Origin of the sequence: Thermovenabulum sp., from assembly GCF_049723235.1 — a bacterium.
In the GTDB taxonomy this organism is placed as follows: Bacteria; Bacillota; Thermosediminibacteria; order Thermosediminibacterales; family Thermosediminibacteraceae; genus Thermovenabulum.
In genome coordinates, this window is sequence record NZ_JBNARB010000021.1 from 1 (window position 1) to 25,949 (window position 25,949).

Sequence of the window (25,949 nt, forward strand, 5' to 3'; positions counted from 1 at the left end):
GAGGTTGTAATTAACAGTACTTGTACTTTCTGGAAAATTATATCATAACTTCAGTGGATATTAATTTTTTATTGACTATTTCAGCTAAAATCTATAAAATATTATTTGTAATTTGCTGATGTAGCTCAGCCGGCAGAGCAGCGCACTCGTAATGCGCAGGTCGAGGGTTCGAATCCCTCCATCAGCTCCAGAAAGGCAATAAAATTAAGGCTTGGGAGAATGGAAAATTATCCCAAGCCGTTTTATTTGCTCTTATGTTAATATTTTGCTATGCCTTAAAAATTACACATAATCTCACCAATGATATACTTATTCTCAAACCGTTTCCCAGAATTTTATTATTTAAACTTGCAATTAACTTTCCTTCATATAACTCGCTAAGGATCATCATCATTGTCCCAAATATAATAATCTATCCTTTAATATCTGTAGGCGAATTATAGCCTTCTGTTAAGAAAGTAATATAGTTGTCATGATCTGTGCGCATATATTGGGCAAGGTTTAAAAAATATTCAACATTTTTTATAAACTATTAGGCTCAGTAAATAAATCTATCCAGGGTAGTTTATATGTAAACCGTACATATAAAAACCCCGAAATAAAAAATAAGAGTAAAACCGCAATTTTAAAGCCAAAGGTGAAATGAATTTTTTCGATGTTTTTCTCAATTATTCCTGCTATTATTCCTCCCATAAAACTCTCGATTAAAGCCAACAATATCTCTAATAAGAGTGGCTCTACCTTACCATATACGGCAGCTATAAAATACCATACTAAAAAAATAATCCACGGTACTGTGACCGAAGATAAAAACCGGGAATACCAAAAAGAATCCTTTTTTCTTATGTAATTCCTGAAAAAATAATATTCGATAATACATACAAAAAAATAAGCCCAAAAAGCCATTTTTAAATGTTGAAAAACCGATTCATTAATGCCACATATAGGTTTTAAAAACTCCCATTTTGTCAGCTCATAACCAAAATGTAAACCGCTGAAGATAACAAGAAAAATAAAAGCTTTTAAAAAAATGTTCATATCATGCTCCCCTTTTAATTTTGTTATACTAATCTTAATTATAATGTAAATTTCTTAATATTACTATTATTTCGTTTTTTGGTTACACTAAATAAAGGCAGATATATCAAGGGGACCTAAATTAAAGGAAATTTTTCTTAAGATTTAGCTTTAACGGCATTTCATGGATAATAAAAAAAGAGATGAAAAAATTTCATCTCTTTTTTAACAAAATTTTATTTAAGAACTATGAGCAGGTCTATAAGCCGAGTTCTGTCTTGGATGGTCATCTATCTAGGGCGTCAGTTGCCTGACACCTCCAGCGACCTTACCCGGGAGCGTGGCGGGCCACCACATTGCTCCCCTATTTGGTCTTGCTCCGGGTGGGGTTTACAGAGCCACACTGTCGCCAGTGTGCTGGTGAGCTCTTACCTCACCTTTCCACCCTTACCTAACGGTTAAACGTTAGGCGGTATATTTCTGTTGCACTTTCCTTGAGGTCGCCCTCACTGGGTATTACCCAGCACCCTGCCCTGTGGAGCTCGGACTTTCCTCGGATGAAAAACATCCGCGACCATCCGACCTACTCACAGCTTATTTATTTTATCACGGGAACAATTTTATGTCAACCTAAAAGTCCACTTCTATTTCATCCTCGCTTAAGGCAAGGTCAATTCCCTCATTAGCCAGCTCATCTGCTCTTTTATTCATTTCTCTTCTTACATGACAGATAGAAAATTTTTTAAATTCCTTTATCAACTCAAATACCTCTTTGTAAAGGGGCTTTAAACCTTCGTTTTTTACTTGATATTCCCCCTGGATTTGTTTTACCATGAGTTCGCTGTCGGTAAAAACATTTACTTCTTCACATTCCATTTCAAGAGCTTCCTTCAATCCTGCAATCAAAGCTTTATACTCTGCAATATTGTTTGTAGTCTGTCCGATATAATCGCTGATTTCTTTAACTACATTTCCTTCTTCATCAATAATTACAATTCCAATTCCCGCATCCCCCGGATTACCCCGGGATGCTCCATCTGTGTACAATGTTAACTTCTTCATAATACCTCCCAATCTTTCTATTAATTGAAATAAATTATTACATGATTATTCAGCAAAAATTAATCGTCCGCAACTTTCACAATATACCGGCAGAGTGTGTTGGCTCACCTCCTGTATTTTAGCAAATGACAGAATTGTATTGCAACCACTGCATTTAAAATCCACTACCTTGGCTACAGGATCGGTTTTTGTAAGTTTAATTTTTTTATAAATGGTCAACAATTCGGGTTTTATTTTTTCCGCGAGAGTAAGTTTACAATCCCTTAATTTTTCAATTTCTTTTTTTATTTTATCAATATCCTCATTATTTTTCAATCTAATTTCTTTATATTCTTTTTGCATTTTTCTGATTTTATTTGAAATTTGCTTTATTAAATTTTCCAATTGATAAACTTCCTCCATATACCTTAATAAAATTTCTTCCTTTTCTGCTTTTACATCTTTTAGCTTTTTAAGATTATCCGATAACATTTCCATTTCTTTATAATTTTTGATCTTACCACTGTACAAGAAGCTTTCATTTTCAATATATTTTTTTTCAATTTCCTTGATTTCTTTTTCAATTTGCGTTTGTTTTTCCCTTTTATCCTTTAAAGTGTTTTCTAATCTTTCGTATTCTTTCATTTCCAATAAAATAATTTGATACAGATTCTTCAGTTCGGTGTTTTTCACAAGAACGTTATAGGCTTCTATTAATTTTTTTTCTTCTTTTTCTATTTGCTGAAGTTCCCATAAAAGTTCCATCTCTTTTAACATAAAAATCCTCCTTTTTCTTTATAAATCAAAAAAAGAGAATAGGTATTTCCCCATTCTCTTTCACAAGTACTTAAATATTTCCTTTTCCATATAAACCTCAATATAAGCCTCCTGATTAATCTCATCGAGAGACTTTTCTATATATTCTTTTATTTTATTTAAGACTATTTTTTCTGTAGCCGAATGTCCCGCATCAATTACAGCTATACCGTGCATAAAAGCATCCAGAGCATCGTGATATTTTACATCCCCGGTAACAAAGACATCGGCATTTTTAAAAATGGCCGTACCGATAAGGTCAGAGCCCGCACCTCCGCATACAGCTATTTTCTTTACTTTTTTATTCAGCTCTCCTACTACTTTAATTGCTGAAAGGTCTAATTTATCTTTTACCAGCCGGGCAAATTCCTCTAAGGACATTTCTTGTTTTAGAAATCCTATTCTTCCAATACCGTATTTTTTCCCTTCCTTATCCATGGGATATACATCATAGGCCACTTCTTCATAGGGATGCACTTTTAAAACCGCATTAATTACTCCTTTCACTTTATTTTCAGGAGCGATTGTTTCAATCCGAAATTCATTCACTTTTTCTAATTTTCCCTTTTTGCCGATAAAGGGATTTGCCCCTTCTTCGGGCTTAAAGGTACCTTCTCCTTTTACCTTAAAAGAGCAGTTGCTGTATTTCCCTATGAATCCTGCCCCTGCATTACCCATTGCTTCAACGATATTATCTTCATATCCTTCGGGAACAAAAACAACAATCTTTTTTAACGGCTCCGTGTAGGTTTCTTTTAATATTTCTATTCTTTCCAGACCCAGTAAATGCGCCAAAATATCGTTTACACCTTCTTCGGCCACATCAAGATTTGTATGGGCGGAGTATATTGTTATGTCCTTCTTTATCGCTTTATAAATAATTTTTCCCAAGAGTTGATCTTTCCTGACATTCCTTAGAGGTTTAAAAATTAAAGGATGATGCGCAACCACCATATCAAAGTCCTTTTGATAAGCGTATTCCACCACATCTTCCGTTACCGAAAGGGCAATTAATATTTTTTTTACTTCTTTATTGTAATCACCTATCTGAATTCCCGTATTGTCCCAATCAAATGCCAAGTTTTTAGGAGCAAGTTTTTCTAATATATTAATAATCGTGGCACAAGAAGGCATCTTTTAAAACCTCCGTTAAAATTTTTAGTTTCTTTAGTATTTCTTCCTGTTTTACTTTATCTTTGCCTTTAGCGCTAAATCTATAATTTTCCTGCAATCTATCGATTCTGTCTTTTAAATACTCTTTTACTATCTCTTCTCTTTTATTTTTTAAAATCGGTCCTATCAGGATATCCACATCATCAAAACTAAATTCCATATCTTTACTTTTTGTCACTACCCATATTTCATAAAATCTTTTTCCTTCTTTTATAACCAGTTCATCTTTAAATACGAATCGATTTTCCAATAAAAACCTTCTTAGCTCACAAAGGTTTTTCATGGGTTGAAGAATAAAACCTGGTATAACCTCCAATTTTTCCTTTGATTCAACTAAAATTTTCTTTATGGTTTCTCCTCCCATACCCGCAATAACCGCTACATCAATTTCTTCTGGAAGAATGGTTTTTAGTCCCTGCCCCAGCCTTACTTCAATTTTTCCTTCGCATTGGTAGTAAAAAACGTTCTTTAGTGCTCTTTCATAAGGCCCCTTTTTGGCCTCTACCGCGATGACCCGGGGAGAAATTTTATTCTTTACCAGAAAAATTGGAAGATATGCATGATCCGTACCTATATCTGCAACTATAGAATTTGAAGGTATTATTTCTGCAATTTTTTTTAATCTTTCGCTTAAATAAATATCCTTCATATTTTCTCCTTTAATTTTGTACGGATTTTAACAAAAAAAGGGGAACTATCCCCTTCTTATCATTCAAGGAAATCCTTTAGTTTTTTACTCCTACTTGGGTGTCTTAATTTTCTCAAAGCCTTTGCTTCAATCTGGCGTATTCTTTCCCTGGTGACTCCAAAAACCTGCCCTACTTCTTCCAATGTCCTCGGTTTTCCATCATCGAGTCCAAACCTTAACCTTAACACCTTTTCTTCCCTTGGAGTTAAAGTTTCCAGTACATCCTCCAGTTGTTCACGAAGAAGTTGAAAAGCAGCTGCATCAGCCGGAGCCTGAGCTTCTTCATCGGGGATAAAATCGCCTAAGTGGCTATCTTCTTCCTCGCCAATAGGAGTTTCAAGCGAAACAGGCTCCTGAGCTATTTTCATGATTTCTCTAACCTTTTCTACGGGCATTTCCATTTCTTCCGCAATTTCCTCAGGAGTAGGATCTCTGCCCAATTCCTGTAAAAGTTGCCTGGATACTCTTACCAGTTTGTTAATGGTTTCAACCATATGCACGGGAATTCTAATTGTTCTTGCCTGATCGGCAATTGCACGGGTTATGGCTTGTCTTATCCACCAGGTAGCATAGGTGCTGAATTTATACCCTTTTCTGTAGTCGAATTTTTCTACTGCTTTCATAAGACCTAAATTGCCTTCCTGAATGAGGTCCAGAAAAAGCATTCCCCTGCCCACATACCTTTTTGCTATGCTAACCACAAGCCTTAAATTCGCCTCTGCTAACCTTCTTTTTGCTTCTTTATCGCCTTTTTCTATGCGTTTTGCTAATTCTATTTCTTCTTCAGGAGTTAACAATGGTATTTTGCCAATTTCTTTAAGATACATTCTTACCGGGTCATCTATTGCAATCCCTTCAGGGATAGAAATATCCAATTCATCTTCCGGCAGGTCCTCAATCAAAGATTCTGATAATTCATCCGCATCATTAACTACTTCAATTCCCAGCTCTTCAAAGGATTCATATATTTTATCAATAGCTTCGGAATCTAAATCTTCAAACTCGCTTAGCGTATCCATTATTTCTTTATAGCTTAATACCCCTGCTTTTTTTCCTTTATCAATTAGTTCTTTTACAGCTTTGATTCTATCATCCTTTTTTTCCTTTGCTTTCGATTCTCCTTTTACTTTGTTTGAAACATCGCTGCTATTTTCAATAGCATTTGATTCTTCATTGTACTCAGCTTTGTTGTTTTCTACTTTTTCTTTTGCCATTTACATTCCCCCTTTCTCTGTAAACTTCTCATTTAATGATTCCATTTCTTTTCTTAATTTTTGGTAGTAATTGAGCAGGTTCAATACCGTATTATACTCACCTATGGTTTCTGCTTTTTTAATCCTTTCTTTTAATTGTTTCATTGCAAACCTCAGATAATTTTTCTTTATTTTTAACACCAATTTTTCAACATTTTCCTCCTTCTTAACAGATTCACTTTCCATCAATAACTTAGCCATATCAGAAGCAATTTCCTGTTTATCGCTTAGTGCTAAAAATATTTTCTCCTGGGATAAGACTTCGCCATTTTTTACAAGATCCATTATGACATTAAATATTTCCCTGTGATTTTTATAAAGAAAGTATATGGGTAAGAGCTTTATAGCTTCTTTTTTACAGGTTTCGGGATCATTTAGAAGAATTTTAAGAAATTCCCTTTCAGCCATGTAGATGCCATCGTTTAATGATTTAACTGGTGAATGTTTCCTTAACAGTTCTTTATTATTATTTCTAAATTGGCTATTTTTATACTTTAAGCCAATCTCTGGAATATTTTCCGTATTCTTGCCTGATAAAGCTTTCATTAAAATATTTTTTGGAATCTCATAATCTTTGTAAAGCTTATCTATATAAAAATTTCTTTGCACTTCGTCCTCTACTTCCGAAAGGAGCTGCACAGCCTTTTTTATGAATTTTAACCTGTCAGTGCTGTTATTTAAATCTAATTTTTCTGCTTCCAGTTTTATTAGATATTCGATAATGCTCTTTGAATTATGAAGCTCCCTTTCGAACTCTTCCCGCCCGTATTTTTGGATAAATTCATCCGGATCTTTACCTTCCGGAAGTGTTAAAATCCTTATATTAAATCCTTCCTTTTTTAAAATTTCAAGTCCCCTCAGTGTTGCGTTTCTTCCGGCTAAATCCATGTCATAGGAAATAATTACTTCATCCGTATATTTTTTTAAAAGCTTTGCCTGGGTTTCCGTAAGAGAAGTGCCTAAGGATGCCGCAGCTTTTTTGAATCCTGATTGAAAAAGACTTATTACGTCCATATATCCTTCTACAAGCAATATTCCATTTCCTTCTTCTTTTTTAATTTTATCTAAACCATAAAGTATTGATCCTTTACTAAAAACCGGTGTATCGGGAGAATTTAAATATTTGGGCTCTCCCTCTCCAATTACCCTGCCTCCAAATCCTACTATATGTCCGTATATATCTTTTATTGGAAAAATAATTCTATCTCTGAACCTATCGAAATACGAACCTTTAACCCTACCCGGTATAATTAGTCCAGCCTGAACAATAAGTTCAGGGGTTATGCCTTTCTTTACCAAAAAGTTGTAAAGGCTATCCCAGTTAGATGGTGCGTATCCCAGCGTAAACTCTTCGATTGTTTGTATATTAATCCCCCTGGATTTCAAGTAATCCTTAGCTTTCTCTCCCTCATATTTAGTAAGCAATACATCATGATAAAAATCTGCAGCAATTTTATTTATGTTATAAATTTCTCTTTTCAATCTGAAGGAACCGCTTATACCGTCGTCATATTCTCTTATCTCCAGACCGTACTTTTCAGCAAGAAATCGAACTGCCTCGGGAAAATTCAAGTTTTCTTTCTTCATAACAAAAGTAAAAACATTTCCACCCGTTCCGCATCCGAAACAGTAAAATAGTTGTTTTTTAGGACTGACGGTAAAAGAGGGAGTTTTCTCGCTATGAAAAGGACATAGAGCTACATAATTTTCTCCACTTTTTTTTAATTTGACATAATCCGATACTAAATCCACTATGTCTACCCTGCTTTGTACCTCTTTAATAACATCCTCGGAAAATAAACCCATCCTTACACCTGCCTAATTCAAAAAAACTCCTCCAAAAATATTTTAAGAGGAGTCCTGCAGCGAAAAAAATAATAATAAATAAATCTCCCATTTTTCATAAATGAATATTCTACATTAATATTAAATATTCCTTCTTTATTTATCAGAATCAAAAATTTTTAATATAAACTTAACCCATATTTAACTTTTTATAGGCCACGAAGATGGTAAAAATATTTCCCTGAATTTGTATATAGCAAAACTATCAGTCATTCCGGCAATATAATCGCAAACTCCTCTTTCCTTCCCTTCTTTTTCTACAATTTTTTTATACTCATCGGGAAGTTTCTCGACATTGTTAACGAAATATTTATACATCAGTTCAAGCATCCGCTGAGCCTTTTCTTCCTGGGATTTTGCTTTAGAGCCAATATATACTCTTTCAAACATAAACTCCCTCAAAGTATAAGTAGCTTTATACACTTCCTCGCTCATTTTAATAAAAGGTTTATCCAGGCTTTCTATTATAATATCCTTTATCATTGTATCTATTCTTTTTCTATGTTTTTCTCCCAGTATTTCTATTGGCCACCGGGGAAGGTCTTCTTCCTTTAATATTCCTGCTCTTAAAGCATCGTCAATATCGTGATTAATATATGCAATCCAATCGGAAATCCTCACAACTTGTGCTTCCAAAGTGGCAGGATTTCCCCTGCTCGTATGATTTAATATTCCGTCTCTTACTTCAAAGGTAAGATTCAACCCTCGTCCCTGTTCCAGTTTATCCACGATCCTTAAACTTTGTTCCTCATGCCTGAAACCGCCGGGCATCAATTCATTAAGGACCTTTTCACCCGTGTGACCGAAGGGGGTATGCCCCAGGTCATGCCCTAAGGCTATTGCTTCCGTTAAGTCTTCGTTTAACCTCAAAGCCCTTGCAATAGTCCGAGCTATCTGAGAAACCTCTAAGGTATGAGTCAATCGGGTTCTAAAGTGATCTCCTTCCGGAGAGATGAAAACCTGAGTTTTATGCTTTAACCGGCGAAAGGCTTTCGAATGAAGTATCCTGTCTCTATCCCTCTGAAAATCAGTCCTTACCAGGCATTTATCTTCAGGAAACATCCTTCCCTTTGAATATTTGCTCTTACATGCATATTGGGATAGATTCATTTCTTCTTTCTCTTCGGTTATTTCCCTCAGATTCAGCGTAAATTCTCTCATTGATATGTTCCTCCTTTTTGCCATTACTTTTGTTTGTACGAAAAAAGAGGCTCATAGGCCTCTTAAAATTTTAGAATTATTTCTCTTTCATAAAATTTGTTCTTCATTTTTCTTTATTATCTCAATTATCTTAGCTGCAGTTTCTTCCACAGCTTTATTTGAAACATCAATTTTAGGACATCCTATCTTTTTCATTATCTCATCGGCATATTCTAATTCTTTTAAAATCCTTTCCATACTGGCATAAGTTGCTTCACCGTTTAACCCCAAAGCTTTTAATCTTTCTTTTCTGATTTCATAAAGCTTTTGAGGATTTATAGTGAGCCCTATTATTTTTTTAGGAGAGACTTCGAACAATTCCTCCGGAGGACTTACCTCAGGCACGAGAGGTAAATTAGCAACCTTTATTCTTTTATGTGCAAGATACATTGCTAATGGGGTTTTTGAAGTCCTGGATACTCCTATTAGTACCACATCCGCTTTAGCTAATCCTCTGGGATCTTTACCATCATCGTATTTTACGGCAAACTCTACAGCTTCTACTTTTTTGAAATACTCCTCGTCTACACGCCTGGCTAAACCGGGCTCCAATTTGGGCTTTAAAGGTGTTATTCTGCCTATGGTATCAATAAGAGGACCCATAATATCAACTAATGGAATATTGTTTTCCCTTGCTTTTTCAATAAGGTATTCCCTAACTTCGGGCAATACAATTGTACAAACTATAGCACAGCTCTCATGTTTTTTCGCTTCCTGAATCACTTCACTGGCATACTCCAAATCCGTTACATAAGGAAACCTAATAATTTCAATATTACCAGAATCAAACTGTACCGTCGCTGCGCGCGCAGCGAGTTCAGCCGTCTCTCCAATAGAATCAGATACTGCAAATATAATTGGATTTGCCCCTTTATTTATTTTGAATCCCTCCTTCAAATCAAATGGTACCCAGTTCTACAAAAAGTTTCGTAATAATCGTCTTTGTTATCCGCCCTATCACTTTATACTTTATTTTCCCGTTGATTTCTTCTGTTTTAACTACAGGAAGCGCATCTACCTGATGAACTACTATTTTTCTTGCCGCATCATATGCAGATTCTTCAGGAGTACACGTGATCAAATTGGGCATTCTTGTCATAATCACACTTACAGGAATCTGTCTTATATCAGCATTTCCTATGGCAATTTTTAAAAGGTCTTTTCTTGAAATAACCCCAGCAAGGCTTCCGTCATCATGAACGACGAATAGAGTACCAACATCTTCAACAAATAATGTTACAATCGCGTCGTATACCGATGCATCTTCTCTCACGACTACGGGCACCGATTTAATATCATTTACTTTTATCTCCCGTATTTTTTCAGCAATAAGGTTCTTTGTGTGTTTTCCCGCATAAAAGTATCCTACTCTTGGCCTTGCTTCTAAAATTCCTGCCATTGTCAATATTGATAGATCGGGTCTCAAAGCCGCGCGGGAAATATTTAGTTTTTCAGCTATTTCTTCACTGGTAATAGGCTCGTTCTCCTTAACTATATCAATAATTTGTAATTGTCTTGGAGTTAATTCTATCGAACTTCACTCCCTTCCAAATATTTATGCGGTAATATTAATTTTTAGTATAGCACATTTATGAAAGAGTTAAAGGAAAATTTATCTTATTTTCCATTTAGAACAATTTTGCAAAATACGGAGTAATCAATGTTTCGATTACGGCAGCTATGTAAAGTAAAGGAACCAGTACTCCCATAGATAAAACGGACTTTGTTAAATTTTCTTTTAAGTTTTCCATTCTGTTCTTATTTTTATTGGGAATAATGATTTCAAAACCGGTTTTTAAACCAAAGGACGCACCCAAAATAATAACCGGAAGTTCTAATATCCCATGGGGAAGCAAGGTTGCAAGAAAAAATGCAAGAGTCTTTCCTTCATAAAAAACCATAGCCAGCATTATTCCTATTAATAAACCATTAAATATCATTCCTATTAATGGAATAATTCCTAAAAATATCCCGCCAAACATCATTAAAAGCAGTGCTTTTACATTGTTTTGAAATATTAAACCTATAGCATATAACTTCTTTTTACCCATAATTTGTTTACCGATATTAATTATATTGCCCATTAAATTATTTAAATTAGACAGTATGAATTCCGGATCTTGCTTAAAAGCAAAATATCCAATTACTGCTCCTGCGGCAAAAAGTAAAATGGAAAAAATTATGTATCCTTTTTTGTCTTTAAATGAATTTAAAATTGGTTCCATATTAACCTCCTTCTTCATAAATTCCTTACAGCATCCAAAAACTTATACGTTTTTATATCCTTATCGAATATAGTTGAAATAAAATTTATTAGCGCATTTTCCATTTCTTTAAGTATTTTGCCGTCGATTTTAAGTAATTGCACTTTTTCCATAGGAGAGTATAGCAGGGTTAATATAATGGAAATAGATTGTCTGCTTAAAATTTTACTGTTTTTATCCTTTTCAAAACAGCTTTCGCAAAGCAAGCCGCCAAATAATGAACTCAAATAAAAACTGGCAGATTTATCCTTGCCACAAACTACACACTGGCTCAAATTGGGTGTATAACCTTGAATAGATAACAATTTTACTTCAAAACACCTTGCTAAAACATCCAGTTCATCGAATCGTTCCACAAAATTTATGGTTTTTAAAAAAAAATGGTATAGTTTTTCATTTTTATTTCTTTCCGGGGTTGAAATCCTTAAAAGCTCGCTGAAATAAGCACCGTACGCCATTTTTTTTAAATCAGCCCTTATTTTTGAATGAGAATTAATAACTTCCGATTGAATAATGATATCCAGATTTCTTCCTTCTGCAACCAGAAAATTGCTGTGAGAAAAGATTAAAGTTCCTGCAATCAATGAGTTCCGCGGTCTTCTTACCCCTTTTGCCACCACATGTATTTTACCTTTTTCCAAAGTATACAGGGTCAATATTTTATCCGATTCTCCGAGCTCTCTATGGTTTAAAACAACTCCTTCCGTTTTGTATAGAGCCATTTTATAAACTCCTTTTAGCTTTTAATTGTTATTACTATCAAATTTTATTTTTGTATTCTGAGGTACTACCTGAATCCAGATATTACCCTTTCTCAATTTAATATTCTTTTTGTCCAGTGAAAGTAATTTTAAATTTCCATTCTCTTTTCTTTCCCATAATATCTTAACACATTTCCCGTCAAAAATATAAAACCCATTGCCAGAACCGTAAGTTTCAATTGTGAGTCGTCCCTCTTTATCTATTACCTTAGTATTCATGTATAAAATTAAAAGGTTCTTTGTCGTTATAGGATTATTAGTATTTTTATCTGCATGAAGATTTTCGTTCATAAACCTTCTATAAATCCCTTCTTTTTTATCAAAAATATAAGTGACTTTATAACTACTGTTGTAAGGAATTTCTACCTTTTCTGCAGTTTGAAAATCGTTTATAATATCCGATTCTTCATCAGAAAATTCGAAGGGTTTAGTGTCCACATCTTTATATAAATTTAACCTGTTTGCAGTACTTACAAGTTTATCCATAGAGGTATATGCATTATGAGGTGCAGGTCTTTCTTTTTTCCTATAAAAAGTAACATTATCGTAAATACCATCAATATGAGGGAACTTTTTGTCTTCTTTAAAATAGCTATACGCCTGGGGACTTCCCCCATAATGAACAAATACCGCACCGTAATTTTTAGCAAATTCTATAAGGTAGGGTCTTGCGCTCCTTACAGGACCGATTTCTAAATCTTTTTCAGGGTCAAAGCTTAAATACAGAGCAAGAAAACGGGTTATCCCGCCTTCTGCCAGTACTTCATAAACAACATCTGCTTTATAAAGACCCGATTGAGGCCTTGATTTTTTTTCATTTTCAATTACCACAGCAAAAGGTCTTTTTAATAAACTATTTTTGGGCACCATAAGTCCCGTCAAAGGATTAATTATTTTTTCTTCCGGTGTACTTTTGTTATTCTCGGAAGGAATCTCATTGGCTGGTAAGGTATTATTTTCACCATTATTTTTTACATTTCCACTGTTACTGCCGCAAGCGTTTAACACTATACCAATCAAAATGAGAAACAAAATGAATAAAATAACAGGTTTTTTAAACCACATATAAAATCTCCCCTGCAATTATTTTTATTAAAATATAATCTTTTGAATTTTGGGGAAAAATACAAAAAAAGCTACCACAATAGCATTTATAGCAGTAATAAGCACCGCTCCCGCGGCTACATTTTTTGCAATACGGGCAAGGGGATGATAGTTTTTCGTAACAAGGTCGATGGTAGCCTCAATTGCCGTATTTATCATTTCTGCGGCTATCACCAGGGTAATAGATAAAATTACCGCTAAAAGTTCAAAATTTGAAAGATTTAAATACCGGGAAATAATAATGACAAATATTGCAATAAAAAAATGAATGCGAATATTCCTCTGGGTTCTGAAGGCAAAGATTAATCCGCTAAAAGCGTAATAAAAACTTTCAAATATATTCCTGGACTTTTTCATTTTAAATTATCCTCTCTAACCAAACCGATGGATGACAGCACTTCTTCCTCTTTTGACCTCATTTCTTGCTTTTCTTCTTCCGTCTCATGATCGTATCCCAAAAGATGAAGGATTCCGTGCACCGCAAGATATCCCATTTCTCTCTGAAATGAATGTCCGTATTCCTCTGCCTGGGATTTGGCTTTTTCACAGGAAATAATAATATCACCGAGAAGCTCATTTTCTCCCAATCCTTCTCCTATTTCACCTTCAATTTCTTCCTCACCTTCACGCATAGCAAACGAAAGCACATCCGTTGGCTCATCTTTTCCCCTATAAATTCTATTTAATTCCATTATATATTCGTTATCTACCAGTACCACGCTTACTTCTACACAGTTCTCCCCATGAATTTCTAATGCCTTCATTACTACTTTTTTAATGATTTCTTCCGTTTCTTCTCCAATTTCAATTGCATCCTGCAGATTGTTTATTATCACCGTTGACATATTTCCCCTTCCTTTCCAATTCCTTTACCTTTTCCGGATATTCAATTCTATTATGAAAGATGCCCGTTAATACCTTTGAAAAAGCATTGGCAATTTTATCCAGATCTTTTAAGGTTAAATTGCTTTCATCTAACTGCCCATCGGCTAATTTTTCTTTAATAATTTGTCGGATTAAACCATCGATTTTCCCGGGAGTAGGTTTGTTCATTGAACGGACAGCTGCTTCTACCGAATCGGCAAGCATTATTATTGCAATTTCTTTGGTTTGCGGTTTGGGACCGTCGTATCGAAAACTTACTTCTTCGGTGGTTTTTTCCTGAGAAAGCGCCTTGTTATAAAAGTAGGTCAAAAGAGAGGTTCCGTGATGCTGGGCTATAAAATCCATTATTATTCTGGGTAATTTATATTGTTTCGCCAATTCCAATCCATCTTTTATATGTGAAACTATAATTAAAGCGCTCAAAGATGGGTTAAGTTTATCATGAGGATTTTCCTGAGCAAATTGATTTTCGATGAAAAAATATGGTCTTTTTAATTTACCAATATCATGATAGGTGGCTCCAACGCGCGCAAGAAGGGAATCTCCTCCCACCGCTTCGGCAGCCGCCTCAGCTAAATTCCCCACAATTATTGAATGGTGGTACGTTCCAGGCGCTTCAACAAGCAGTTTTCTTAGCAAGGGTTGATTTGGATTTGAAAGTTCCAGCAATCTTACCGATGTGGTTACACCAAAAGCATTCTCGAAAAAGGGTAATGTTCCTACTGTCAGTATTGAAGAAAGTATACCTGCCAGCATGCCCCAGAAAGCATTTCTTGCCATTTCAATCCAGGGAAGATGATCTAAAAGCCCAACGCATAAAATAACAAGGGAGTTCACCAGTCCCACAATGCCTCCGGCTTTGGTCAAATCCGGCCTTTGGGAAATCTTGGAGGTAAATAGTATCCCTATTATTCCTCCGAGGACGCTCATCACGGAATAGGAAAATTCATTTCCCATCATTATTCCCGTTATTATGCTCATTACAAATAAGGAAACAAGAGCAATCTGAGGATTTAATAAAACTGTAATGAGCATGCCACCGGCCGCTAATGGAAGTAGAAAAGGCGATATATGTTTAAAAATAACCGATAAAGCTAAGGTAGAAAAAATTACTATTGTTAGAAGTAAAAGGTCAATATTATTATCATAGTAATTCCTGAAATAAAAATAAACATAATAGCCCAGAATCAGTTCGAGTATTAATACTAATAGGGAAATGCCGGATATTATTGTTAAATTTACTCTATTATCCTGTGCCAGAAGTCCAAGTTCTTTAAGAAGGGCCAATTGTTCAGCAGTAACGGGTTTTCCTTTTTCAATAAGGACTTGTCCTTTTGATATTTTTACAGGTTCGACGGCTTCCATAGCCATTTTAATTCCTTTTTCTGTAGCTTCTCGATCAAGGACCATGTTTGGTTTTATTACACTAATTGCGATTTCCATTCCCAGGGATTTTACATTTTGAGGGAGATTCACCTTTTTAAATTCTTCTATAACAAAGGCCTTTGCTCTATCAATCGAATCGTCCTTGATACCGCTGTCCATTACGGTTTCTATAACCGCTTTGGTTATAGTTTCCAGTTCCTTTAACTGTACCATGTCCATATTTAAAAAAGTTAAATAGGATTCATTGGATAATGAAAGAGAAATATTATCCTTTAAAATTTTTGCCTTTTCTTTAATATCTAAATAATCTTTTGATCGTATTTCCCTGACGTTGTCAAACAGTTCTGTAAGCTGTGCTTTTACCTCTTTTACCACCGTCTGGTCCAAGGTATATTTTTGAGGGACCGATTCCGCTGCAGCCTCCTGAAGTTTCTTGGTAGCAATAGTGTCTATGGCTTCTTTTTCGGCAATAATATCCTCCTGTAATACATCCCCGACTTTTAAGTCGTATTTTTTGGGTAGTGCATTTGTAATTACCAGTGAAGTTACCGATAAAAAGAAGATCAAGCCTAATAAAATTTTCTGTATCTTATTGTTCTGCAATAATTTGATTTTTATTATAACCCGGCGATTGTCTCGCTTTAAATCTAAAGACACTTAATCTCAGCTCCCTATAAAAGCTTTTTACTCCCCTCATACTTTTCGTAAGCTTTTATTATCCTCTGGACGACTTCGTGCCTTACTATATCCCTATCATTAAGATATATAAACTCAATACCTTCAATTCCCTTAAGAATTTGCTGCACAACCTCCAGACCTGAATCAACGCCCTTGGGAAGGTCTACCTGAGTAATATCCCCGGTGATTACCGCCTTTGACCCGAATCCCAATCGGGTTAAGAACATTTTCATTTGTTCGGCAGTGGTATTTTGCGCCTCATCCAGAATTATAAAAGAATCATCGAGAGTTCTCCCTCTCATATAAGCCAAAGGTGCCACTTCTATTATGCCTTTTTCCATATACCTTTGAAAGGTCTCTATTCCCATAATATCATACAATGCATCGTATAAAGGCCTGAGATACGGATCTACCTTTTCCTGCAAATCACCCGGTAAAAAACCAAGCTTTTCTCCCGCTTCTACAGCAGGCCTTGTTAATATAATTCTACCTACCTCTTTTTCCTTTAAGGCGGTAATTGCCATAGCCATTGCTAAATAAGTTTTCCCTGTACCTGCAGGACCTATACAAAATACAATATCATTTTTCTTTATAGCATTAACATAAAGTTTTTGCCCTAAGGTTTTAGGTTTTATATATTTTCCTCTGTGGGTAACACAAATTATATCGTCAAACAAGTCTTTTATTTTCTCTTCCTGCCCCTCTTTTGCAAGTTTTGAAAAGTATTTAATGTCAGCAAAGGTAATATAATTGCCATTTTTTATTATATTTAACAGGTTGGATAGGAGTTTTTCTGCAGAAAATACATCTTCCTTTTCACCTAAAATTGTTATTTCCCCATCTCTCGTCACTACCCTAACATTAAATTCTTTTTCGATGAATTTAATATTCTCATCCCTGTTCCCAAAAAGACTTAACATATTTTGAAAATTGTCAATGGTAAACCTTGCCTGTGCCAAATTTTTACCCAAAAAAACATTCCTCCTCAAATTATTTTATTGCTTCCTTTTGCCCTATGTCTTCTATAAGCTCTAAATTTAAAATTCCAATTACGGCATTGCTGTCATTATCCAGGATAAACACCATATTATTTCTCGCAATTTCTCCGGCTTTTGACAATTCCTCAATCTCTTTTTCAAGCATTTCTTTTGCTTCTTTCTTTGCCTGCTCAACCCCAAAAAATTCTTTTTTTTCATCATATTCTTTAATTAAAACCAAATCACATTTTAAATTTCCAAAGGCTTCGGGCAAAAGGGTAATTCTCTTTAAAAGAGTTTCTTCGTATTTTTTAAACTCCCTATTACTAAAATATATATACATCTCATTACCTTTTACTTGCAACCTTAAAATTTTTCTTTCCCTGCCGGTATATTCCTTTTTAACCTTTATAAGGGGAACTTTTACTGAACGTTCATACCACACCCTGGCTTTGACAATACCTTCAGCGGGAACCAGCAGTTCTCCCTTCCCTTCCCCGAGATTAATATTCCCCGAAATAAGGATGTCTCCCTTTCTCACAAAATCATGAGGTTTTACCTTAGCTTCTCCATTTAACGCGAGGATTTCCTCAACTACACCATCCTTTGAAGCAACTATATTACACGGGCTCTTTTCTTTCAGGGATGGAGCCGGCCCCTTAGGTACTATTTCCACTATAGCTCTCGTCCCTTTAAAATAAATTTCCACCCATGAAATATTATTATAGTTTAAAAGTATTTTATCAATAACGTATTTTTTGTCAATATTGTATTTGTTTATACCGGGCTTTAAACCCCATTCCTGAAGGTCTTTTTCAATTTTCTGTTTAAGTTCGTCGTTATTTACATTTATCTGAACCACCCAGATAAAAGAAGACAAGGCGTACATCAATAAAATAAAAATTGCTATACCCAGTAGAAAAATTTTTCTTTTTTTAAGATTGGACATTAAAAAATAAAATCCCACTTTTTTTACAACTATTATTTTACATTTGACCTTCTTTGATAATTTTACCAGTTTAAAATAGCTCTTTACATCTACTTTAGCCTCTAATTCCCATTCATTAATCTTTTTTATGTCCCAAAGAAATATATTATTTATAGAAGCTTGATTTAACAGCCTTTCCACATACTCTCCCTTTGCTTTAATAATAACATAACCGCCGAAACAATTCCATAATTTGAAAAAAATCACCGGGGATCCCCCTTAATTCATCAATCTTTAATGATTATTTTTTTTATTTTCCCTTCTATCCTTACTTCATCAGAAACCAGATATTTTATAAACAGATTTTCTCCAAAGATTTCTATTTCGCCAATTGAGCTATTCAACACTACCGAATTGTCTTCATACCTTACTATCCCTTTAAAGTTTTCCACATTTAACACTATGTTTCCGGTCAGGGTAATAACAGGCAAATTTATGAGTACGTCCTTGGGCAAATCCAGCTTATCGGCAAGTTTTTCCATAAACTCGTTATAATTCATGCTTTTCCCTTCTTTATCCAATTTTTTGTTCCTTATTTTTTAAATTTATTCTTTTTGTGAAGAGAAAATTACAGAATTAAAAAACCCTGCAGTTTTTTTCTGCAGGGTTATAGCTTTCATAAAATAAATGTTATCCCAATAATTTTTTAACTATTTGATTTACCACCCTGCCATCTGCCCGACCTTTTACCTTAGGCATGATGGCAGTCATTACCCTTCCCATATCTTTGATGCTATTAGCACCTATTTCGTAAATAACTTGCCGAGCAATTTCCTCTATTTCTTCCTCGGTCAGCTGCTGAGGGAGGTAACTTAAAAGGATGTCAATTTCTCTTTCTAACTGGGCTGCTACATCGGGTCTATTAAGGCGCTCATACTCTTCTTTATTTTCCCTTAGTTTTTTTACTTCTCTAGACAATACTTCAATTACTTCACTATCGTCAAGTTCGTGCAATCTGTCTTTTTCTTCATTTAATATTGCTGCTCTTGCCATCCTTATTACCGAAAGTTTTTCCTTCTCGCCTTCTTTCAATGCCCTTTTCATGTCTTCTGTTAAAACATCCTTTATAGACAAATTTTATACCTCCTCAAAAACTACTTAAATTTTCTGCGGCGTGCTGCTTCAGATTTCTTCTTTCTTCTTACGCTGGGCTTTTCGTAGTGCTCTCTTTTCCTTAATTCAGAGAGAACACCGGCTTTCTGGCATTCGCGCTTAAAACGCTTCAATGCACTGTCCAGCGATTCATTTTCACCAATGCGCACTTCTGTCATGAACTTCCCTCCCTCCGCTTAACGTGAGAAAAATTAAAGGCCATCATATATTATCCTGGAGGCCATGTCATGAACCTACCGCCCAGCAAATGGAAGTGGAGATGGTGTACCGTTTGGCCACCCTCATCACCCGTGTTTATTACTACTCTAAATCCTCTATCATCGATATTGTATGTTTTTGCTAATTCCTTTATTACTCTTGTTATTTCCAATATAAGAAAACTATCTTTTTCTTCAATTTCCAATAAATTTGGAATATGCTTTTTAGGAACCACAAGGAGATGGACGGGGGCTTGAGGATTTATATCTTTAAAAGCAATGATGTTATCATCTTCATAAACGATATTGCTGGGGATCTCTTTTTTGATTATTTTACAAAATATACATTCCAAATCTTCCACCTCCTTTTTAAAAAATCGCAAGGCTATTATTTTTTTATTCCACAAAAATTATAAATTTCCTGCTTAAAACAAAATTTTTTATCTGGAAATTACTTCTCCGAAAATAAATTCCTTGCCGTTTTCTTTTAACAACACACTGTAAATTTTATTATGAAGATTTTCCCCGGAAAAAGCAGCAACGCGTATATAATTATCCGTAAAACCCTCGTATAAATTTTCTTTTGTTTCCTCCTCAAACAAAACCCTGAGTATTTTCCCTTTAAATTTTTCCCTGAAATCTTTTTCCAATTGATGGCTTAGGTCTATTAATATCTTGCTTCTTTCTTCTTTTATCCTTTCGGGTATTTGTTCTTTCATTTCATAAGCGGGGGTTCCTTTTTTAGGTGAAAATTTGAAAACGTGGAGTTTACTGAATCCCACCTTTTTAATAAATTCCAATGTTTCTTTGAAATTTTCATCTTTTTCTCCCGGAAATCCAGTAATAACATCGGTGGTAATAGCCACATCCGGCATATATGTGCGTATTATTTCTATTTTATTTAAAAATTCCTCAGTTGTATAACGTCTATTCATTTTTCTTAAAATCTCATTACTGCCGCTCTGCAATGGTATATGAAAATGTCTGCAGAAGTTTTTCAGTTTAGAAACCTCCAGAATAAAATCCCTGTCAATCTCAAAGATTTCGATAGAACTCAATCGTATTCTCTCTATACCCGGTATTTTAGAAATTTCCTTTACTACATCTAAAAGATTTGGATCTTTTTTAAAGTCTTCCCCGTAAAGCCCTAAATGAATTCCGGTCAAAACTACTTCCTTAAATCCGTCTTTGGCAAGCTCCTGCGCCTCTTTTATAATACTTTCCATCTTCCTGCTTCTTATAGGGCCCCGGGCATAGGGAATAATACAGTAAGAACAAAACAAATTACATCCTTCCTGAATTTTTAAAAAAGCCCTTGTTTTTTGCCTGTAACCTCTAAAAGCAATTTCTTCAAAGGATCTAACTTCCATTATATTGCTTACCCTGACTACTTTTTCATTATCGAACAGGGCTTTTTCAACCAGTTCTACAATTTTTTTTCTGTCTCTGGTACCTATTACCACATCTACCCCCTGGATCTTCATAATTTCCTCCGCTGCAAGCTGGGAATAGCAACCTACGACTGCTATTACCGCAAGGGGGTTATTCCTTATAGCCCTCCTTATAATTTGGCGGGATTTCCTTTCACTTTCATTGGTAACCGCACAGGTGTTTATTACATAAATATCGGCGATTTCATCGAAATCTACTATATTATAATTCTTTTCTCTGAAAAGTTCCATCATGGCTTCCGTTTCAGCCTGATTTACCTTGCATCCTAAGGTATAAAAGGCAACTTTTGGCATTCATTAACCTCCCAAATCTGCAAGTTCGTACATCAAAATTGTACTTACCACAAAGCCTGCCGTCTCTGTTCTTAATATTCTTTTGCCGAGCGTTAAAGGTATCGCTCCTTTTTCTATACAATTTTTTATTTCCTCTTCATCAAAACCACCCTCGGGGCCTATAAAAATGGCGATTTTATGGACTTCTCCTTTTTTTATGTCATTTATTACTTGTTTCAAAGTTAAACTTTTTTCATTTTCCCATGGGACTAAAAAAAAATCAAAGATTTTTATTTTCTCCTGTAGCTGTTGAAAATTCAAAGGTTTTTCCACAAAGGGAATATCCTTTCTTTTGCACTGTTTAGCTGCTTCCATTGCTATTTTATTCCATCTTTCAATTTTATCTGATATTTTCTCTTCTTCATATCTGGGAATAATTCTTTTAGTAAAAACCGGTACTATTCTCTTCACACCGATTTCTACATTTTTTTGAACAATAAGATCAAACTTTTGACCTTTGGGTATTGCTTGAAACAACGTAATTTCCGTAAAACCTGATTCATCCTTTTCTTCTTTAATTATTTTTATCTTAATTACATTGTTTTTATTATCTATCTCCTCTATAATCCCTTCTCCTGAATAGTAATTGCCATTAGATACTTCAATAATATCACCTTTTTTGTACCTCAATACTTTTGAAATATGGTGTGCATCTTCCCCGGTAATCTTTATAACCTTCCCTGCGATAGGAGTTTCTTTTATAAAAAACAGGGGCATTATAGTCACCCCCTTTTATTGATCAGCGTTTTTCATAAAAACCAGTGCTACCCAATCTCCCTTTACCTGTTCCTCAAGCAGGATAAACCCTTTTTCTATTACTGCTTGTTTTACTTTTTCCTTTTTATCTTTTACGATTCCGGATGCAATGAATATCCCTTTTTCTTTAAGTAAAAATGCCGCCTTATCTGACACTTTTATTATTACATCAGCTATGATATTAGATACAATTAAATCAACTTTCTCCTTTATAATATCAAGTGTATCTGCCGCTTTTACTTCTATAATGTGATTTAGCCCATTCCTATCTACATTCTCTTTGGTTACCTTAACCGCCACTTCATCTTTGTCGATAGCAAATACCCTGTTAGCTCCCAATTTAGCCGAGGCTATGGAGAGTATCCCGGAACCGCATCCAAAATCAATTACTTGAAAACCATCCTTTATATATTTTTCTATAAATTCCAAACACATTACAGTTGTTTCATGAGTTCCGGTACCGAAAGCCATTCCCGGATCTAATTCTATTACCACTTCTTCCTCTTTTTTAAAATATTCCTTCCATGAAGGTTTTATAACAATTTTTTTACCTATATGCAATATATCATAATATTTTTTCCATTCATTCGCCCAGTCGGTATCGGAAACGGAATTTATCGTAATTTTACCGGTTCCGATATTCAAACCGTATTCCGGAAGTTTTTTAATTTTGTTTTCAATCTCACTTATTATATCGTAGATTCCTTCCTTTTCGGGTAAATATGCCGTTACTACCGCTTTTTCAAAATCCAGACCTTCGGGGACCTCCATGTAGTCCCAATCCCCATCTTCTTTTGGACGTAGAAAATCCTTCGGATCTTCTATAACCACACCCTGAGCACCTTTTTCGTAAAATATTCCCGTTATAGCCTCCACAGCCTCGGTGGTGGTATCCACTTTAATTTCTATCCAATCCATTCTTTTCCTCCTTAACATTAAACACCAAAAGCGTCTTTCATTTTATCAAAGAAACTTTTTTGATGTTTCGCAAGTTCTTCTCCGCTTATTTCTGCAAATTTTCTTAAAAGTTCTTTTTGTTTTTCGTTTAACTTCTTGGGAATAACCACATTTACCTTCACGTGAAGATCGCCTCTTGAATACCCCTTTAAACGCGGCATTCCTTCCCCTTTAATTCTGAATCTGGTATCCGGCTGGGTCCCTTCCGGTATTCTTAATTTTACCTTTCCATTCAACGTAGGAATCTCAATTTCGTCTCCCAGGGCCGCTTGAACAAAAGAAATGTATGTTTCGTATATAAGGTCATCCCCCTGTCTTACGAAGAGTTTGTGCGGTTTTACGTGAATTACTACATATAAATCTCCCGGCGGGCCGCCTCTAATGCCGGGTTCACCTTCTCCACTTATTCGCAGTTTGGCTCCCGTATCTACTCCCTGGGGAATCTTTATCTTGACCTTTCTCGGTACCCTGGTATAGCCCCTGCCCCCACATACGTTGCAGGGTTCTTCGATTATTTTACCACTCCCTCCACATCTTGAACAGGTAGTAATATTAATATACCTTCCAAAAGGAGTCATTTTTTCCTGTCTTATTTGACCGGTGCCATTACATACGGGGCAGTTTCTAAGGGAATTTCCTTTTGCACCGGTTCCACCGCATTTTCCGCAGGTCTCAGTCCGGATTATCTCTATTTCTTTTTCAGCACCAAAAGCAGCTTCCTCTAAAGTAATTTCCAGATCGTACCTTACATCCGCTCCTTTAATAGGCCCTTTGTTTTCCCTTCTGCCCATTCCTCCGAAAAAGCTTTCAAAAATATCTCCAAAAATGTCGCTGCCAAAATCAAAACCTCTAAAATCGCCAAAATCAAAATTACCTTGATGAAAATCCTGGCCAAACCCTCCTGCAGAGTTTGGATCGACTCCCGCATGACCAAATTTATCATAAAGAGCTCTTTTTTCCGGATTACTTAACACTTCGTAAGCTTCATTAATTTCTTTGAACTTCTCCTGGGCATCTTCACTTTTATTCACATCCGGATGATACTGCCGCGCCAGCTTTCTATATGCTTTTTTAATTTCCTCTTCCGTTGCGTCCCTGGAAACTCCGAGTATTTCGTAATAATCCCTCTTAGTCAAAATCATCACTCCAATAAAAGTCAGCCCTTAATAAGGGCTGACTTTTTTATTTTTTTTCATCATCATTTACAAATTTGTAGTCTGCATCAAATATTTTTTCATCCTTTTTATTATCATTAGCAGCGCCAAAACCAAAATTGGTGCTACCACCGGCATTCGTACCCGTTCCTGTTTGAGTTTGTGAATCTGCCTGACTGTACAGTCTTGAAGAAATATCGTAAAATGCCTTGGTAAGGTCATCGGTAGCCTTTCTTATTTTATCAATATCGTCACTTTCTATAGCTTTTTTTACATTTTCAATTTCTTTTTGTATCTTTTCTCTTTCTTCATTACTTATTTTATCCTTCAAATCGTTTAACATTTTCTCCGATTGATAAATCAGTGAATCAGCATGGTTTTTGGCCTCAACCTTTTCCTTTCTCTTTCTATCTTCCTCCGCGAACCTTTCCGCATCTTTTATCATTCTTTGAATTTCTTCCTCTTTCAGATTTGTAGTAGAAGTAATGGTAATTTTTTGTTCCTTACCCGTCCCTAAATCTTTTGCAGAAACGTGAACAATGCCGTTTACATCAATATCGAATTTTACCTCTATTCTGGGAACTCCTCGAGGAGCAGGCGGAATACCCGTAAGCTGGAACCTCCCCAAGGTTACATTGTCGGCAGCCATTGGCCTTTCCCCTTGGAGTACGTGGATATCCACAGTTGTTTGACCATCGGCAGCGGTGGTAAAGATTTGACTTTTGGATACCGGAATGGTGGTATTTCTTTCAATAATTTTCGTAAATACTCCACCAAGGGTTTCAATACCCAGGGAAAGAGGAGTAACATCAAGTAAGACTATATCCTTTACTTCACCCGCAAGGACACCCGCTTGTATAGCTGCGCCCATAGCAACAACTTCATCGGGATTTACTCCCTTGCAGGGCTCCTTACCTATAAATCTCCGTATAGCCTCCTGAACTGCCGGAATTCTTGTAGAACCACCAACGAGTATAACCTTATCGATGTCCTGGGGGGTAAGTCCTGCATCCTTTAAAGCTTGCTGGGTCGGTCCCATGGTAGCTTCTACCAGATCCCTTGTTAATTCTTCAAATTTTGCCCGTGTTAATGTCATTTCTATGTGCTTCGGACCGGAAGCATCTGCCGTAATGAACGGCAAGCTAATTGTAGTTTCAAGCATGCTTGAAAGTTCAATCTTTGCCTTTTCAGCAGCTTCCTTCAATCTTTGAAGGGCCATTCTGTCCTTTCTCAGGTCAATACCGTGTTCTTTATAAAACTCATTGGCTATATAATCAATTATTCTCTGGTCAAAATCATCTCCGCCCAGCCTGTTGTTTCCGCTGGTAGCTTTAACTTCAAATACCCCATCGCCCAGTTCCAAAATAGAAACATCAAAGGTGCCACCGCCTAAGTCAAATACAAGAATAATTTGGTCCTCGCCTTTATCAAGGCCATAAGCTAACGCTGCAGCCGTAGGCTCGTTTATAATTCTTAATACCTCAAGTCCTGCGATCCTTCCCGCATCTTTCGTCGCCTGCCTCTGGCTGTCGGTAAAATAAGCCGGTACCGTTATTACTGCTTGAGTAATCTTTTCTCCGAGATAACTTTCAGCGTCCTGTTTTATTTTCTGCAAAATCATTGCAGAAATTTCCTGCGGGGTATACGCCTTACCATCTATGTGAACTTTATAATCGGTTCCCATATGTCTTTTTATGGAAAGTATGGTCCTTTCGGGATTCAAAATTGCCTGACGCTTTGCCAGTTGCCCCACTAATCTTTGACCATCTTTTGTAAAGGCAACAGCTGAAGGTGTAAGCCTTGATCCTTCCGCATTCGGGATTACTACGGGCTGCCCTCCCTCCATGTAAGCAGCTACAGAGTTAGTAGTTCCAAGGTCGATACCAATTATTCTACCCATTTATGCCACCTC

Annotated in this window: 27 protein-coding genes, 1 tRNA gene and 1 other RNA gene; 1 reads left to right on the plus strand and 28 read right to left on the minus strand. The window is 35.7% G+C overall.

All coding sequences use genetic code 11. From position 1 onward, the window contains the following. Positions 1–114: 114 nt before the first annotated feature. Positions 115–190, plus strand: a tRNA-Thr gene (locus ACPLOV_RS09685). A 332-nt stretch (positions 191–522) separates the two neighbouring features. Here the strand turns inward: ACPLOV_RS09685 and ACPLOV_RS09690 are convergent. From ACPLOV_RS09690 to dnaK, 28 genes are all read right to left on the minus strand, one after another. Continuing rightward, complete coding sequence (locus ACPLOV_RS09690; RefSeq protein ID WP_424911081.1) at positions 523–1,038, minus strand: DUF6512 family protein; 516 nt, start codon at positions 1,036–1,038, stop codon at positions 523–525. A 225-nt stretch (positions 1,039–1,263) separates the two neighbouring features. Further along, an RNA gene (gene rnpB, locus ACPLOV_RS09695) (RNase P RNA component class A) lies at positions 1,264–1,607 on the minus strand. A 40-nt stretch (positions 1,608–1,647) separates the two neighbouring features. Continuing rightward, on the minus strand, positions 1,648–2,079 hold the full coding sequence (locus ACPLOV_RS09700; RefSeq protein ID WP_424910022.1) for a ribonuclease HI family protein: 432 nt from the start codon (positions 2,077–2,079) through the stop codon (positions 1,648–1,650). A 45-nt stretch (positions 2,080–2,124) separates the two neighbouring features. After that, positions 2,125–2,835 (minus strand): zinc ribbon domain-containing protein, encoded by a 711-nt coding sequence (locus ACPLOV_RS09705; RefSeq protein WP_424910021.1) that lies wholly within the window; start codon positions 2,833–2,835, stop codon positions 2,125–2,127. 60 nt (positions 2,836–2,895) lie between these two features. After that, a complete protein-coding gene (locus ACPLOV_RS09710) occupies positions 2,896–4,008 on the minus strand; it encodes a Nif3-like dinuclear metal center hexameric protein (protein ID WP_424910020.1) in 1,113 nt (370 codons plus the stop codon). Next, positions 3,983–4,696, minus strand: a complete 714-nt coding sequence (locus tag ACPLOV_RS09715; RefSeq protein WP_424911082.1) for a tRNA (adenine(22)-N(1))-methyltransferase — start codon at positions 4,694–4,696, stop codon at positions 3,983–3,985. The genes ACPLOV_RS09710 and ACPLOV_RS09715 overlap by 26 nt, the downstream gene beginning before the upstream one ends. 59 nt (positions 4,697–4,755) lie before the next feature. Further along, complete coding sequence (gene rpoD, locus ACPLOV_RS09720) at positions 4,756–5,949, minus strand: RNA polymerase sigma factor RpoD (RefSeq protein ID WP_424908332.1); 1,194 nt, start codon at positions 5,947–5,949, stop codon at positions 4,756–4,758. Beyond that, the gene (dnaG, locus tag ACPLOV_RS09725; RefSeq protein WP_424911083.1) at positions 5,950–7,794 is read right to left on the minus strand and encodes a DNA primase; all 1,845 of its coding nucleotides are present in this window, start codon (positions 7,792–7,794) and stop codon (positions 5,950–5,952) included. It abuts the gene before it with no gap. A gap of 180 nt (positions 7,795–7,974) precedes the next feature. Then, complete coding sequence (locus tag ACPLOV_RS09730; protein WP_424911094.1) at positions 7,975–8,979, minus strand: deoxyguanosinetriphosphate triphosphohydrolase; 1,005 nt, start codon at positions 8,977–8,979, stop codon at positions 7,975–7,977. Positions 8,980–9,081: 102 nt separating this feature from the next. After that, positions 9,082–9,930 carry a pyruvate, water dikinase regulatory protein gene (locus tag ACPLOV_RS09735; RefSeq protein ID WP_424908334.1) on the minus strand — a complete coding sequence of 283 codons (849 nt, stop codon included), beginning with the start codon at positions 9,928–9,930 and terminating at the stop codon, positions 9,082–9,084. A 1-nt stretch (position 9,931) separates the two neighbouring features. Further along, complete coding sequence (locus ACPLOV_RS09740; protein ID WP_424908363.1) at positions 9,932–10,564, minus strand: helix-turn-helix transcriptional regulator; 633 nt, start codon at positions 10,562–10,564, stop codon at positions 9,932–9,934. 97 nt (positions 10,565–10,661) lie between these two features. Then, positions 10,662–11,258 (minus strand): stage II sporulation protein M, encoded by a 597-nt coding sequence (locus ACPLOV_RS09745; protein ID WP_424908335.1) that lies wholly within the window; start codon positions 11,256–11,258, stop codon positions 10,662–10,664. 14 nt (positions 11,259–11,272) lie between these two features. Then, the gene (gene recO / locus ACPLOV_RS09750) at positions 11,273–12,019 is read right to left on the minus strand and encodes a DNA repair protein RecO (protein WP_424911084.1); all 747 of its coding nucleotides are present in this window, start codon (positions 12,017–12,019) and stop codon (positions 11,273–11,275) included. Between the two features lie 21 nt (positions 12,020–12,040). Further along, complete coding sequence (locus tag ACPLOV_RS09755) at positions 12,041–13,123, minus strand: DUF3048 domain-containing protein (protein WP_424911085.1); 1,083 nt, start codon at positions 13,121–13,123, stop codon at positions 12,041–12,043. Between the two features lie 27 nt (positions 13,124–13,150). Next, positions 13,151–13,519, minus strand: coding sequence for a diacylglycerol kinase (locus ACPLOV_RS09760; RefSeq protein ID WP_424908338.1), 369 nt, complete (start codon positions 13,517–13,519; stop codon positions 13,151–13,153). After that, positions 13,516–14,007, minus strand: a complete 492-nt coding sequence (gene ybeY / locus ACPLOV_RS09765) for an rRNA maturation RNase YbeY (protein ID WP_424911086.1) — start codon at positions 14,005–14,007, stop codon at positions 13,516–13,518. The genes ACPLOV_RS09760 and ybeY overlap by 4 nt, the downstream gene beginning before the upstream one ends. After that, positions 13,967–16,090, minus strand: coding sequence for an HD family phosphohydrolase (locus ACPLOV_RS09770; protein ID WP_424911087.1), 2,124 nt, complete (start codon positions 16,088–16,090; stop codon positions 13,967–13,969). The genes ybeY and ACPLOV_RS09770 overlap by 41 nt, the downstream gene beginning before the upstream one ends. A gap of 14 nt (positions 16,091–16,104) precedes the next feature. Beyond that, positions 16,105–17,082, minus strand: a complete 978-nt coding sequence (locus tag ACPLOV_RS09775; protein WP_424908341.1) for a PhoH family protein — start codon at positions 17,080–17,082, stop codon at positions 16,105–16,107. Between the two features lie 19 nt (positions 17,083–17,101). After that, complete coding sequence (yqfD, locus tag ACPLOV_RS09780) at positions 17,102–18,283, minus strand: sporulation protein YqfD (protein WP_424911088.1); 1,182 nt, start codon at positions 18,281–18,283, stop codon at positions 17,102–17,104. 20 nt (positions 18,284–18,303) lie between these two features. Next, positions 18,304–18,576 carry a sporulation protein YqfC gene (gene yqfC, locus ACPLOV_RS09785; protein WP_424908343.1) on the minus strand — a complete coding sequence of 91 codons (273 nt, stop codon included), beginning with the start codon at positions 18,574–18,576 and terminating at the stop codon, positions 18,304–18,306. A 130-nt stretch (positions 18,577–18,706) separates the two neighbouring features. Beyond that, the gene (locus ACPLOV_RS09790; protein WP_424908344.1) at positions 18,707–19,150 is read right to left on the minus strand and encodes a GatB/YqeY domain-containing protein; all 444 of its coding nucleotides are present in this window, start codon (positions 19,148–19,150) and stop codon (positions 18,707–18,709) included. Between the two features lie 20 nt (positions 19,151–19,170). After that, a complete protein-coding gene (gene rpsU / locus ACPLOV_RS09795) occupies positions 19,171–19,347 on the minus strand; it encodes a 30S ribosomal protein S21 (RefSeq protein ID WP_068748869.1) in 177 nt (58 codons plus the stop codon). A 50-nt stretch (positions 19,348–19,397) separates the two neighbouring features. Then, positions 19,398–19,739, minus strand: a complete 342-nt coding sequence (locus tag ACPLOV_RS09800) for a histidine triad nucleotide-binding protein (RefSeq protein ID WP_424908345.1) — start codon at positions 19,737–19,739, stop codon at positions 19,398–19,400. An 87-nt stretch (positions 19,740–19,826) separates the two neighbouring features. After that, on the minus strand, positions 19,827–21,131 hold the full coding sequence (gene mtaB, locus ACPLOV_RS09805; protein WP_424908346.1) for a tRNA (N(6)-L-threonylcarbamoyladenosine(37)-C(2))-methylthiotransferase MtaB: 1,305 nt from the start codon (positions 21,129–21,131) through the stop codon (positions 19,827–19,829). A gap of 3 nt (positions 21,132–21,134) precedes the next feature. After that, a complete protein-coding gene (locus ACPLOV_RS09810) occupies positions 21,135–21,887 on the minus strand; it encodes an RsmE family RNA methyltransferase (protein ID WP_424908347.1) in 753 nt (250 codons plus the stop codon). Positions 21,888–21,902: 15 nt separating this feature from the next. Then, positions 21,903–22,844, minus strand: coding sequence for a 50S ribosomal protein L11 methyltransferase (gene prmA / locus ACPLOV_RS09815; protein WP_424908348.1), 942 nt, complete (start codon positions 22,842–22,844; stop codon positions 21,903–21,905). A gap of 17 nt (positions 22,845–22,861) precedes the next feature. Beyond that, positions 22,862–24,019 (minus strand): molecular chaperone DnaJ, encoded by a 1,158-nt coding sequence (gene dnaJ, locus ACPLOV_RS09820; protein ID WP_424908349.1) that lies wholly within the window; start codon positions 24,017–24,019, stop codon positions 22,862–22,864. Positions 24,020–24,065: 46 nt separating this feature from the next. Then, positions 24,066–25,937, minus strand: a complete 1,872-nt coding sequence (dnaK, locus tag ACPLOV_RS09825; protein WP_424908350.1) for a molecular chaperone DnaK — start codon at positions 25,935–25,937, stop codon at positions 24,066–24,068. Positions 25,938–25,949: the final 12 nt, after the last annotated feature.